Raw genomic sequence first — 13,012 nt, 5'->3', positions numbered from 1 at the left:
TATCGTTTGTATTTGTTGGAAGTTCTGTTGGAATTGAGCATCCGTACTTGCAAGTGAGTTCTGCATACTCGTAAATTCGGTTTGCAAATTTTTCAAAGCGGTCTGGAACTCATACATTCCAACCTGAGTATTATCTTGGAATTTTTGGTTCCAGGCATTTAAAGCCAAACTTTCCGAAGTATTACTTACTGGGCTTTGGTTTGTTAAGGTGTCTACCTGGGTATTTTGAAGACTCGCCAAGAAATAACTTCTTTCTTGTTCGATCCTATATACCGCCTGGTTCTCCCAATCTTTTGCGGCTTGTTGTTGCTCCATCTGCAAATAGCTAGTAACGTAATCTATATATCCTTGGTTTCCTGCTATTTCATCACTATTCGTTATCGTACTTAATATATTCGAAAATTCTATGTTAGATTGGTTTTCCCAGTCTGACCAAAAATAATTAAACCCCTGCCCGATGAGCTGATCCCAGGTTGCTACATCTGATAAATAATATGCCTGCTGAAAAAGACTGTCCCATTGAGAAGACTGGTAGGCTCCAGTCGGTAACTCCATGCTTCCCGGATCTACAGCTTGAGATTTTAAAGTTCCTTGGAAGGGAAATAGAACGAATCCTACCAATATAAAATATACTCTCATTCTGCGCAAAAACGATACGGTTAGCTGTGACATAAACACTACCCTAAGATGGCTTAAATCACAAAAAAATGGCTTTTTCTCCTTCATTCAAGAGTAATTTGCAAATTTGAAAAAACTTTCTTGGAAATAGCGAAACTAACTTTTGAGATGATAGCATGACTTTACGAAAGGAAGCCCTTAAGGTATAGGTGTATCTCAAATTGGGTATTAAAACTTCGTTTCGATTAAATAAATAAGCCAAGAAGGATGAAATAGATATAAGAATCCGACCTCCATTCTGGGAACACAATTACCAATAGAATGAATAACGCAGATAACTTATAAGACTGAGCTAGAAACCTAGTATATAAATCCGAGCTCCCGAAATAGGACACGAGCGGAAGTAGAATTATGACCGAAATAGTCAACAGAAAGGAAACATCCATTCTTTTTATGATACTTTCCTCTTCGGAGGCATTGATCGTATAGTCGCCCGGCAATGGAACTTCATCTACTCTTTCAGTCACTTTATCAATATACCCGCGGCTATCATTTCTTAGTCGCACAGAAAATGACAGAGATCTCTTTCTATCCGAATGGTATATTTTCACGGGAGTACTGTCTTCCTTACCGGAAGTAATTTCCTCCACCGGAACAAACTTTGAAGCGGAATTTCGAACTTTAATTTTATTTAATGAAGTTTTGGATTCACGAAACTCTTCTGTCGATCTAATTCTAACATCATATAACTTTGAATTCGTAAAAGCCTTAGCTCCCACTCCTCCCTGCAAAGTTAATCGAATGTCTTCTCCTAAACGTGATGTTTCTAATAAGGATTGTGAAGATTTACTAGGATCTAAATCCATTATAAATTCGTCTCTTGGTCCCTTATATCTCAAAACGGTTTCCTCGACCTCAGGCATTCCCGATGTTTCTTTCGAAAATATTTTTACTAATCGATCTAACTCAGATTGGTCTGGTCCTCTAATTTCAAAAGTAGTTTCAATATTAGTCTCGTTATCTCTATCAGGTAAAAGTGAAACATATGCGGGAGCTTGTTTTCCGATGCCATTCTTTAAAAAGGCAAGCAGCTCAGCATTAGGAGATTCACCTCTTTTAAGTTTAATAATCAGATTGGCATGATCGGATTCAACAGTCGTAAGAACTTCATCGCTTACTTTTGCTGCCAAGATAACTGTCTCGACCTTCTTTGCGACCTTATCAGTCGCACCGATTCCTGTTCCCGAAGGTAATTCAATCCTGCCAATGACAGTTCTCCTACTTAATGGATTAGAATAACTTCTATGAACAAAGAAACAAAATATAAACGGTAACGATATTATAAAAATCTGAATAACAGAATATCGACGAATCTTGTCCGATATTTCATATTTATCCAACTTAGAAGACGATTTCTCGATAAAGAAAGAAAGAGACTTATATTTTTTTGAAAGTTTTTCTTTATATTTGAAGATTACGGTTCTAAAAGTCAGAATAAACGGGGCGCATGCACGAAAAATTTTCTTATCTAAAACTTCCATTTTATGTAAAAAAGGAAATCTCTTTTTTTCCGTAATATTAAAGGTTAAAAATAAAATCGTAAAAACGATCTGGGACACAGACGCCTGTAAAAGTAGTTTTAAGAATTCAGGATTTATAATATAATACGCGCAAATTATCCAACCGATGGCGATATAAACTGACCCATACAGGCCTTTATTTTTAAAGAAAAGTTTTCTTAGAATCAGCAGACAGAACGTGACATTTATGCCGATAAAGAGGGTAGCACCTATTTTATGACTAATTAATGATAGAATTGATGCAGTACATATTAGTGAATATAAAAATCCAATGATCTTGGTAAAAGTTTTCCTAAAACTATTTACAGCTAGATAAAGAATAAAGATAATACCAGTAAAAAGAAAACGTATTAACATTTCCTCTTGAATCTGTTCATTTTTATCGTAAAGGATCCTAAGTTCTATACCCTCTGTCTCTAAATTCTTAGCTGCCTGACGAATCGCTCTCGAAGAAAAAGTAACACTTCCCGAAGCATAAGCATAAATGCTGACACCTGCCTTACCATTTCTACGAAAAATCGTTTCTAAATCTTTATTTGCATACTCGACCTTGGCAACATCTCTCAAGAATAAAGTTCCTTGTCCGCGAAATGAAATAGGCAAGGAAGCAAAATCAGTTGGAGTATATTTTCGATTATCTAAATAAATCGGAACTTCTATGTTTCCTCCTTTTTCGATTCCAATTCTCGAATATAAAGAACCTTGACGCACAATATTTAGAACGTCCCCAATCGTTAAATTCTCCGCTTCTAAACGATCGCGATCGCAAGAAACTAGAATTTCTTTATCTTCTCCACCTACGACTAAGACCCTTCCAATTCCAGGGACACCTTCCATATAAGGTTTGACTTTTTGTTCAATAAGTCGCCTTGTTTCAAACAAATCTTGTTCATCTACGTTAGCAACTGATGCTATAAAAACGGGGCTTTCAGATGAATCGAAAGATTGGATAGAGGGCCTTCTAACATCCCTTGGAAAACGAACGGAAATAATTTCGATCTTCTCTCTCAACTCGGCAATTTTTACAGAAAGATTGATTCCAGTTGTAAAAGAGATAGTAATCATCGATTTGCCCGACTCAGTGACCGAACGAATCTTTGAAATTCCGCCTAACGAGCTAATCGATTCCTCAAGAGGGAAAGTAATCTCCCTTTCTATTTTTGAGACGTCCGTGCCCGGCCAGCTCGTTGTTACTGTAACAGTCGGCGATTTTAAATCCGGAAATGTTTGTAGAGGAACATTAAATATACGCAATAAAGATAAAAGAAGAAGGATTGAGAATAAGGAAAGGAACGCTCCCGGTCTGCTTTTAGATATTCTCTTAATTTTTAAAAGCATTCTTTCTATCCGAAGTCATAACAAAGAACGTAGGCAGAACGAATAACGAGTTTAACACGCTGAGAATCAAACCGAAGCCGACCACAATTGCCATCGACGCCTGAAATTCCGAACCAGGAATTAAACCAAACATAACAGGAAGTAGACCGGCAATCGTCGTAGAAGAGTTCATGATAACTGGGCGAACAATTGTAGAAGCTGCGGTAATTGCCGGTTCTTCACTTATCCGTTTTTTATTATAAAAAGAATGATAATATTCGTAAAATAAAACTCCAGAGTCTACGGAAATCCCCATTAAAAGAATTAGACCGACAAATGAGCTCGCATTCAAAGAATTAAAAGTAATAACTAATGCGATTACAGATCCAAACACGACTAGCGGAACCGTAATTAAAATTAAGGATGAAACCCGAAGGGATTCGAACTGTCCTGCAATCAAAAGGAAGAGAACCACATAAGCTAACAAGATCGAAAATCCAAGTTCAGCCGAAACTTCCGAATAGTCCTCTTGATCTGAAGTTGAAATAGAAAGATTTGCAGGAATTTTTTCTAAACGATTCAGAAGGTCTGTTGTCGCTGAATCTTTTTTTCCGGATTCAGGAACAAGAGTTACAATATTGGCTCTTTGACTACCGATACCATATAGATATCTATAACCAGTTTCTTTATTAAGCTCTACTAATTCTCCGATCGGAACTAATTTTTCTCCTGTTGGAATGGTAAAATTTAATAGAGAAGTCGCATTTTGAACATCTTCCTCTCTAAAAATCAAACGAATGGGGACTTCTTTTCCTGAAATTTCAAGACCGGAGAAATAGGCACCTAAAGTAGCAATTCTTAAATATTCAGCTAAAGAATCATTAGACCATCCATACCTTAACATTTTCGCTTCATCTGCTTTTAAAGAATAAGATCTAATTTTTTCAGAAAGTGTGTGTTTACTACTTAAAATAGATTTAATAGATTGTGATTGCTGAACAATTTTTTCACCCCAAGTCTCTAACTCTGAAAAATTTTCTCCTCTCAATTCTAATCGAATTTCAGAATTCTCACCGATCAATGAAGTAAGAATGTCTCCCGAATAACGTATTTTTGCATCTATATTAGGAAATTCGGATATAATAGTTTTTCTCAAGTATTCAACATATTTCGCCGTCTTGGTCCTATATGAAGAATCTAGAATGAACCGAATTTCCGAAACAGCTTCTGAGCCTAAAGACGATGAACCGGATGCCTCGATTTCTTTTCCAATTCGAATTACAGTCCTTTCTATCGGAATTTGCTCTCTAACATATGCCTCGAAACCTAAGGTAGAGTCTTCCATTCTCTCTCGAATTGTTCCCGGCGAGAAATTTAAGGTTACTGCAAATTCTCCAGTTTCCATTGCTGGTAAAATTTCTTTTTTTACTACCACCAAGGAAGTTAGAGAAACCAATAAGAAGGTTATTAAAATTATGATGAGTTTTTTCGGTCTTCCGATGAAATTTTTTAAAATTTCAGAATGTTTTTGCAATATCCAAGATTCAATTTCTTCCGCTTTAAGAAATATCTTAAAAATTCTTGTCCCTTTAGCGGGATAAATTCTTGGAATCAAAAAATATAATGTAGGAGTTAATGAAAGAGCAACGATTAAGCTAACTAATAGTGATAATGAAATGGCAATTGCCATTTCTGAAAACAGAGACCCGATAAAGCTGTCCAAAAATGACATCGGAACGAACACAAATAACGTGGAAATCGTAGCAATGACGACAGATACCCCCGTTTCGGAAACCGCTTCTTCTGCTGCCCTTTTCCTATCATTATATTTTTCGTAAACACGCTCTGCCGCTGATAATATTACGTTACTATTATCAAACAGCATACCAATCCCGACCGCTAATCCTCCGAGAGACATCATATTCAAAGAAAGGCCGGCAAGTCTAAATAGAAAGAATGATGCTATTACGGAAACTGGAACTATTATTAGAATTATTAGAGGTGTAGAAAAATTTCTTAAAACTAAAGCGCAAACTACGAAAGCAAGAAAAGCACCGATTATTAGGGATGTTCTTAAGCCAGCAACTGCCTTCTTAATATAATCGGATTCATCAAAACCCATTTCGAATTTTAATTCGGACCGAGACGAATTTAGAATTTCTTCCGCTTGTTTTCTTACTTTTTTTGAAACCTCAACAGGATTTCCGCCGGATTCTAAAAAGAAATATAAAATAACGCATTCTTTTCCGTTATATATTGCCTTCTCTGATTTTTTTCTATATTCATATGATAACGAAGCAAAATCTTTTAAACGAACTGGTTCTCCATCTTGTCCGACAAACACAACCGTTTGGGAAAGATCTTCTAAATTTTCAGCAGCTCCTCGGACTCTGACGAGCACTTCCTTATCTCCGGAAGGAACAGATCCAGCTGGAACGTTTCGGTTTGATTGAACAACTGATCTTCCTACATTTTGAGGTGAGAGTTTAAAGGATAACATCCTTCTAGAATCTACTTTTGCTAAAATTTCTCTCTCATAACCTCCGCCGATTTGGAGGCTAGCAATACCTTCGACTCTTTCCAAAATAGGCTTCCAATCTTCTTCAACTTTGCTTCTAAGAAGAATAGGGTCGTTTAACTTATCCGGAAAAACAGCAATCTCCAAAAATGAGCCTGCATTCGGATCATATCTGGTAAGCACAGGTTTTTCAACATTTTGAGGGAGCGCTTCTCTTACTTGTTCTAACTTTTCGCGAAGCTCTAAAATTTTGAAATCTAAGTCACGATTATCTACAAACGTAACAGTTATTTTTGAAACACCAGGTTCAGAGACGCTATAGACTGCTTTTACCCCTCGAGAAGATCCGAGTCTTTCTGCGATAGGACGGGAAACTAAAGATTCGGTTTCCTCAATTCCGGCATAGGGATATTTAGTCTCGATTAATATCTTAGGAAACCCTATATCGGGTAAGGTTGTAATCTTTAAATCGAATAAGGAAAGAATCCCAAATATGACTAGCGAAACGAAAAATGCAAGAACTGCTATCGGACGCGAAAGAAAGAAGGAAACTGCATTCTTCACTACTGACCTACAGATTGATTTTGTTCAGAACCTTCCGATTTAAGAACATCTACTTCGATACCTTCTTTCAGTCTACTTACTCCTTCAACAACGAGTTGATCACCTTCTTGTAAGCCTGACGAAATTAAAATCGATTCTCCCCTAGTTTCAGAGACTTCTACAGCAACTTTATAAGCTCTTTTCTCCTTTATAACGAAAACAAAACCTTGTTTATCACCTGTCTCAGTAAATCCAGATCTAGGTATTTCAAACATTGGCATTTTTTCACCTGCATATGTCCTTGTTCTAAGAAACATACCTGGCTTTAATTTATTACCTTTATTTTCTACTTTCGCGCTCACTTGAAGCGTGTGAGTTTTTTCTTCAATATAGGGCTGAATTTTACTGACCACTCCCTTATATTTAACTTCGGGAAGAACATCGATCGATATATCGACCTCTAATCCTTTCTTAACTTTTACCGAATCTTTTTCACTAACGTTAAAAACAGCATATATGGTTTCTAATTTCGCAACTAGTACGACAGCCTGCCCCTGAACGGAAGACCCGCTGATCACATCGCCACGGGTTTTATATTTTTTTATTACGAGACCTTCCATAGGCGAATAAAGATCAGCTTCTCTTAGATTTTGTTTTGCAGAATTTAGAAGAGATTCATTCGAACGATAAGAAGCTCGTGCAACCTCTACTTCTGCCTTTTCAATCTTAGTATTTAAGTCCATTAAAATGGCTAACTTTCCAGAATCCGTTGTAGGAACTTTAAATCCTGCAGTTTTGATGTCATCATCTCTCATTCCAATGGAGACAATTTCATAATCCCTTTTACCATTTTCATAAGCAGTCATTCTTGCAATCATCTCAACTCGAGCACTATTTGCTTCTTCGCTGCTTATCCCGCCCTCTTTAAAGACGGTCTCTTTTGCTTCGTAGGTCTTTTTGGATTTTTCGTATTCTTCTTTGTACTTATTTACAAGTTCGGAATGTTTGCGGACCTCAATATATCTTGCCTCGACCTGCTTCCGAGCTTTTTCATACTTTTCTTCGGCTAACCTTACCTGGGCCATTGAGGAGTCTAAATTTGCTTCGAACCTTTTCTTCTCTTGTTCAAGTTGAAATTTTTCTAAAGACGCCAATAGTTTTCCTTTAGAAGCATGATCACCTTCTTCGACATATACTTTTTCGATCCGACCTGGAACCTTAAAGTATACTTCGACTTTCTCCTCCGGATCCACGATTCCGCTGGATTCTATACTAGGGGAAACCATCTTCACTTGAATTTCAACCGTCTTAACGGATGGCTTTTTTACACTAGAATCTTTGAAAGTCCCAGAAATCTTAGGGACTAAAAAAGATATTAATATAGCGATAAATAATAGAAGTGTTGAGCCTAGAAAAAGTATTTTACCGTTAATTTTCATGAACGTGTCTTACTTAGCTCAATTATATGCAATCCAAACTAAAAGCCCAGTAATCAATAACGGAAAAGACCAAGTTATTATAGATCTTCCTTTAGGTTGTTCCAAAATAGCGTTAGTCACCAATATCCATCGTTTTAAATAAAAGAAAGCCCCAAAAAGAATGGTTAGCATATATACAGATACGTAAAAAATCAACGGAAGCAATTGTAGCTTCCAACTTTGCGGAAATATTTTGGCAATAAATAGAAGCGGGAAGAGAGAAATAAAAAATCTAGAAAAGGAGTGAATTTCAGCTAATGCAATTCTTTGCAAATCTGTATACTTTTCAGAAAACAGTCTTATAAGGCCCCATCGAGATAAAATAGATATTGTTTGGAATAGTATTATGAAGAACGCACCCCAAAAAACAGTATAAGGATACGTGTTCATCGAATACAAGAAGGGAGAAACTTCTCTCTGATCGAATAGATACCTCATCCTTATATTTAAGGCGACCACCTCTTCGTAATTAGTGGTATAGGTAACCACTAAATTAAGAATTACGTAAAATACGATTAGGATAGCCTCGCCTATCAAACTGATAATTAAAAACTTCTTAACATTCTGAGCTAAAACTTCCGGCTCAGTTTTAACATATTCGTTAAAAAAGTTTATACAATAGGAATATGCTTCTCTCAGATAATTCATTCATTTTTCCTTTTTATTCGTTTTTGTAGAACCGTTTAATTCTTGAACTGCGTTTGAAAATTCTCTATAGCGTTGTGCTTTAGCTGGAAAGCCAGCTTTTTTATATATTGCTTCCAATCTAGCCAATGAAGGAAGAATTGTAGAGGTAAAGGAAATAGATCTATTGTAACTTTCTAACGCGAGGTCCAATTTGCCTTTTCTTTCATATAAGATTCCCCTAAATTGATCCAACTCAGGATTTTCAAATCCATCCTCGGCAAGTTGATTCAAGATTTTTTCAGAAAGATCATAATCCTTACCGGAATGAATTAGAGATTTCAAAACCCAAAGTTTACAATTCAATTTACCATTGTCGGCGCAAGTTTTGAAATAAGTTGTCGATTGATCAAAGTTTTTAGAAAAATATTCTATCTTTCCTAATAGGAAAGATACATCCTTAAAATCTGAATCCGATTCATAAATTTGTAATAATAAACTCTTAGATTTGTCCAAATTTTTAACGGAATACGCGGATAAAGCTTCCTGATAAAGCCCATTCAATTTTACTGATTTAGTGTAATACCAAAAAATAAAGATAACAAATATCGCAATTGGAATGCTTAAGAAAATTAAGATAATCTTAACATTTAAAAATGCTCTTAGTTCAGTAAGTCTTTCCTTAATCATTCTTTAACTAAATCCCTAATTTGTTTTACCGAACCGTAAGTTGAGTATTTAACTGTTTCATCCAACTTTTCTCTTGTAGTATCGGCAGAAAACCGTATCTCACCGAATTTCTTCCCGGTTTTGCCACTTACGCGAATAAAAACTGATACGGAATAAAGCGGATCCAAAACGGTTCCCGTTTCTTTTAATATTACTGTACTTTCTAAAAAATAATCGAATTTCGTTTTATCGAAAAGGTTTTTTAAATCATTTTCGGAGATTCCGAGAAATTTAGGATTTTCTTCCTTTGTATTTGCAACTGGAGGATTCGTTTGTTTAACGTCAGACGGTTCTTCCGGGAATGTGATTCTTCCTCCATCCTTATATGGAAGGCTTTCCCGATTCGTTTCGTCTAAAGCGGCGGAAACAAAACCTTGTTTTGCTAATTCGAATCTTAAATTTTCTCGAAATACCTCTCCTACGAAGCTTCCGCCGGTCGAATCTTTCAATCGAATAGGAGCAATTAAAACGTATCCTGTTTTTCCATTATTTCTCGCGATTTCCGGTTCCGATGGGAAGAAACTTCTCAAAAGAACACATTGCAGGGATAAACTTACTGCAATCGGAATAATAATAAAATATTTCATTTTCCCTCTACGCCGAAAATAAATTGAGAACTTAAATTTTTCCCGTTCACATCCTGAGCGGAAGTATCTACAATCAATTGATAGAATGGGAAATTTGCAGGTGCATTGTCTGTTCTATCTAAATTAAAATCTCCGCCTGTACTTGAATCACCAAAGAGTGTACCGTTACAAGAGGATTCCTGTTCAGAAAATGCGATAGTAAGCACCTTACAACCGAACGGAAATACTGCCTGGCAATCTGACCAAACATACGTTGCCGTTCTTATATTGGATGAAGGAGGAGAAACTCGTTGTAACCTCACCGCATTTACAGTATTTCCAGGATTCATATAGTTGTTGAATATTACCCTGAAATTATCCGTATTCACGTCTGCGCAGGCGTTAGAAGAACCGATCGTACCTGAACCATCATCCCCTCCTCTAAAACGATATGAACCGGAGGAAAGAAGAGGAAGAGAATTATCCCAAAAACAACTTCCTAAAGTCCAGTCACCACCGGAAGCCGAACCGGATCCTGGAGAAGTAGTAGAACATCCTTGGCTTTCCAATCCTACCGCCTGCACTACCGGTAGAGGATTTAGTCCGCCGGCTACAAAGTTTGCAGTAAAGGGAGCATCTAACCGATAGCCCACCTGGCTTTGAGCAGACGAATCGATTTTAAACGTATATCTAGTTCCGAAATTTAGAGGACCGTCAGGTAGAATTGTAAGAGTTTGTGAATCTGACGACCAAGATAAAGAAGCAGCAAGACTCGCAGTATAAGATAAAGCTAATGTAGTGATTGTACGATCCATCGGTGACGAAAAGACAATCTGAATTGGAGTTCGCGATGCTACACTTCCAACACAAGTATCTTCAACAGTGTTGGTGGAAAAATTAATCGATGCCCCACCTCCAGCATTACAAGTGGCAGGAGTACCATGCAATGTAGAAGCACTTACGACAGTCGGTGCTAATTGATTACCTCCTGGAACGGATCCGACCGCAAATCTTAAAACGAAAACATTATCCAAATCTAATCCGGATTTATCTTCGCAAGACTTTGTAATAGTAATCGTATAAGTTCCATCAGATAAAGGTGCAGAAGGAGTAAATTCAAAACCAAACGGACTACTTGCAAAGAAGCCGGTAATTTTTGGCTCGATCACAAAGGCAGAAATACAAGAATCAATATTCATTTCCTTATCGAACAAGAAAGATATCGAAGCGTTCGGAGGAACATTAGCAGTGTCTTTCAAAGGATAGTAATAAACCAATTTCGGATTTTCAGAACCGCCTAAAAATGGGAACATTTTACTCGCAGATCCGGTTAGTTGATCGCAAGAGACTAGAAAGAATAGAGAAAGTCCATATATCGTTTCTTTTAAAAAGTTAAATCTCATTTTTTTCTACCTTTTTCGGGAAAGAAGTCTTCATTCTCTCTTGTCTCTTTCACTAGCTTTGCGACTATACTGTTTCCTTTGCCCAAATTAACTTTATAAAATGGAAGATCCCCGAGATCTCTTCCTGTTACATAAAAATATTCGTAACAGGATCTTAAGTATTCAGAATATGCGTCAGCCAAGTCATCTTGTGTTTTAGAAAATTCGTATTCGCTTTTCAACAGGTCAGTCCTTTTTAGTTGACCACTTTTAAACTTAACCCGATTAATCCGAAAATTTTCTAAATAAAGAAGTACCTTTTGGCTAAGCACAGAAATAACAGAGTAATTTTCTAACACTTTGTCTCTTGCTTTAATAGTTTCAAATTTAGCCTGCTTCCTTGCGAATTCATAAGAAGACTTTGCATCTACAAATTTAAGTTCTCCTTCTAGAACTTTACGTGCTTGGCTTAAATTATCGAATAATTGCAAATTAGCGCTATTAAAAGAGTTCGCACCTTGTCCTACGAATTGTGGTCCGTAGCCTGGAATTCTTTGGATACCGGTTCCATCGGTTTGAATACCGTAATTGGATTGGGATTGAAGAGTAGAAGAACCTAATGGAACGACGACTGAAAAATTAAACCCGTAATTGTCGTGAATCACAGGCAGAACATCGTTTGTATTTTTACCGTAGTATCCACCTGCAAACAGCTTAGGTTTCCAGCCGGATTCTAAAGTTTCCCTTTCTAATTTTAATCGATTCACGATTATCTTAGATTTCTTAAGATCTGGTCGATTTTCTTCTAAGTTTCCCTCATCCGAATCTAAAATTGGTTTAGGATCTTCTATATAATAATCGTAAAAAATATTTTCTTGGATAACAAAATCATCGGAATCTTCTAACTGGAGAATCAATTTCAATTCAGTGATTGAATTTTTGAACTCTGTTTCCGCTCTTAATAAAGAAAGTTTCGCTTCATTAAATTTTGCAGAAACTTCGAGAAAATCCAATCTAGATTTTAATCCGTTCTTATATTCTAAAGTAGTATCATTCAATTGCCCTTCGAAACTTCTATATAAACGCCTTGAAGAAAGATACTTACCCCGATTTGAGATAATTTTCATATACTGGCGTACTACATCGATTTTTGTTTTTCGAATTTGTACTTGAATTTCGGCTTTATTGATCTCGGCAGATAAACGGGCGGATTCTATCAATCGTCCATTTTCTCCGCCATCATAGACTAACTGCTGAATTGTTAAGCGAATATCATTATAAACTGAATCTTGCTGGTTTTGATTTAAATTGCGAAGACCAAAGTAAGAAACACCTAACTTCGGGAGATATTCCCTCCATTTTTCTCTTACTGTCATCTGAAAGACTTCATTTTGACGTTCCAGGTTTTTCAAAATGACGTTATTTGCCAGGCCGAGCAAGACCGCCTTCTCCAAATCCATTTCAACGCCGTCATTAACTGATTTTGCGAAAAAAGATGTAGAAAAGAATAGAGCAAACAGGCAAGCAATGATGCAGAAGATCTTCTTCATACGAATAATATTAATTCTTGGGTAGACTGCGACAAATCCTGACAAAATTCCGTAATTTCTGAGGAAACTTACGTTTAAAAATATCTTTATGAAAATTGAGTTTTTTT

Annotated in this window: 9 protein-coding genes; 1 reads left to right on the top strand and 8 read right to left on the bottom strand. The window is 36.5% G+C overall.

Annotated features, from left to right (window positions below):
• The 4 genes from CH365_RS07025 to CH365_RS07010 form a co-directional block, all read right to left on the bottom strand.
• Positions 1–672: TIGR04388 family protein (locus tag CH365_RS07025; RefSeq protein ID WP_125226295.1), on the bottom strand; the 672-nt coding region annotated here is incomplete at its 3' end.
• Positions 673–863: 191 nt separating this feature from the next.
• The gene (locus tag CH365_RS07020) at positions 864–3,536 is read right to left on the bottom strand and encodes an efflux RND transporter permease subunit (RefSeq protein ID WP_100767855.1); all 2,673 of its coding nucleotides are present in this window, start codon (positions 3,534–3,536) and stop codon (positions 864–866) included.
• Positions 3,520–6,597, bottom strand: a complete 3,078-nt coding sequence (locus CH365_RS07015; protein ID WP_100767854.1) for an efflux RND transporter permease subunit — start codon at positions 6,595–6,597, stop codon at positions 3,520–3,522. Before CH365_RS07015 ends, CH365_RS07020 begins: the two co-directional genes overlap by 17 nt.
• Positions 6,597–8,015, bottom strand: coding sequence for an efflux RND transporter periplasmic adaptor subunit (locus CH365_RS07010; RefSeq protein WP_100767853.1), 1,419 nt, complete (start codon positions 8,013–8,015; stop codon positions 6,597–6,599). The genes CH365_RS07015 and CH365_RS07010 overlap by 1 nt, the downstream gene beginning before the upstream one ends.
• Here CH365_RS07010 and CH365_RS20050 point away from each other — a divergent pair.
• Positions 8,014–8,157, top strand: coding sequence for a hypothetical protein (locus CH365_RS20050; RefSeq protein WP_208861165.1), 144 nt, complete (start codon positions 8,014–8,016; stop codon positions 8,155–8,157). The two genes, CH365_RS07010 and CH365_RS20050, sit on opposite strands and share 2 nt — an antisense overlap.
• Positions 8,158–8,702: 545 nt before the next feature.
• Here the strand turns inward: CH365_RS20050 and CH365_RS07000 are convergent.
• Genes CH365_RS07000 through CH365_RS06985 form a run of 4 tightly spaced genes read right to left on the bottom strand, consistent with a single transcriptional unit; the run spans position 8,703 to position 12,905 of the window.
• Positions 8,703–9,368: a tetratricopeptide repeat protein gene (locus CH365_RS07000; protein ID WP_100767851.1), complete on the bottom strand. Its 666-nt coding sequence runs from the start codon at positions 9,366–9,368 to the stop codon at positions 8,703–8,705.
• A complete protein-coding gene (locus CH365_RS06995) occupies positions 9,365–9,994 on the bottom strand; it encodes a lipoprotein (RefSeq protein WP_100767850.1) in 630 nt (209 codons plus the stop codon). Before CH365_RS06995 ends, CH365_RS07000 begins: the two co-directional genes overlap by 4 nt.
• Positions 9,991–11,376 carry an Ig-like domain-containing domain gene (locus CH365_RS06990; RefSeq protein WP_100767849.1) on the bottom strand — a complete coding sequence of 462 codons (1,386 nt, stop codon included), beginning with the start codon at positions 11,374–11,376 and terminating at the stop codon, positions 9,991–9,993. The genes CH365_RS06995 and CH365_RS06990 overlap by 4 nt, the downstream gene beginning before the upstream one ends.
• Positions 11,373–12,905, bottom strand: a complete 1,533-nt coding sequence (locus CH365_RS06985; RefSeq protein ID WP_244283023.1) for a TolC family protein — start codon at positions 12,903–12,905, stop codon at positions 11,373–11,375. The genes CH365_RS06990 and CH365_RS06985 overlap by 4 nt, the downstream gene beginning before the upstream one ends.
• Positions 12,906–13,012: the final 107 nt, after the last annotated feature.

This window comes from Leptospira neocaledonica (assembly GCF_002812205.1).
Lineage (GTDB): Bacteria > Spirochaetota > Leptospiria > Leptospirales > Leptospiraceae > Leptospira_B > Leptospira_B neocaledonica.
The sequence above is the reverse complement of the archived record's forward strand: the minus strand, read 5'-3'. Positions and strand labels throughout refer to the sequence as shown.

Bases quoted from the DNA above. Each gene is read 5' to 3' on its own strand.
- CH365_RS07020 (WP_100767855.1), bottom strand. From the start codon at position 3,536: ATGCTTTTAAAAATTAAGAGAATATCTAAAAGCAGACCGGGAGCGTTC.
- CH365_RS20050 (WP_208861165.1), top strand. From the start codon at position 8,014: ATGAACGTGTCTTACTTAGCTCAATTATATGCAATCCAAACTAAAAGC.
- CH365_RS07010 (WP_100767853.1), bottom strand. From the start codon at position 8,015: ATGAAAATTAACGGTAAAATACTTTTTCTAGGCTCAACACTTCTATTA.
- CH365_RS07000 (WP_100767851.1), bottom strand. From the start codon at position 9,368: ATGATTAAGGAAAGACTTACTGAACTAAGAGCATTTTTAAATGTTAAG.
- CH365_RS06995 (WP_100767850.1), bottom strand. From the start codon at position 9,994: ATGAAATATTTTATTATTATTCCGATTGCAGTAAGTTTATCCCTGCAA.
- CH365_RS06990 (WP_100767849.1), bottom strand. From the start codon at position 11,376: ATGAGATTTAACTTTTTAAAAGAAACGATATATGGACTTTCTCTATTC.
- CH365_RS06985 (WP_244283023.1), bottom strand. From the start codon at position 12,905: ATGAAGAAGATCTTCTGCATCATTGCTTGCCTGTTTGCTCTATTCTTT.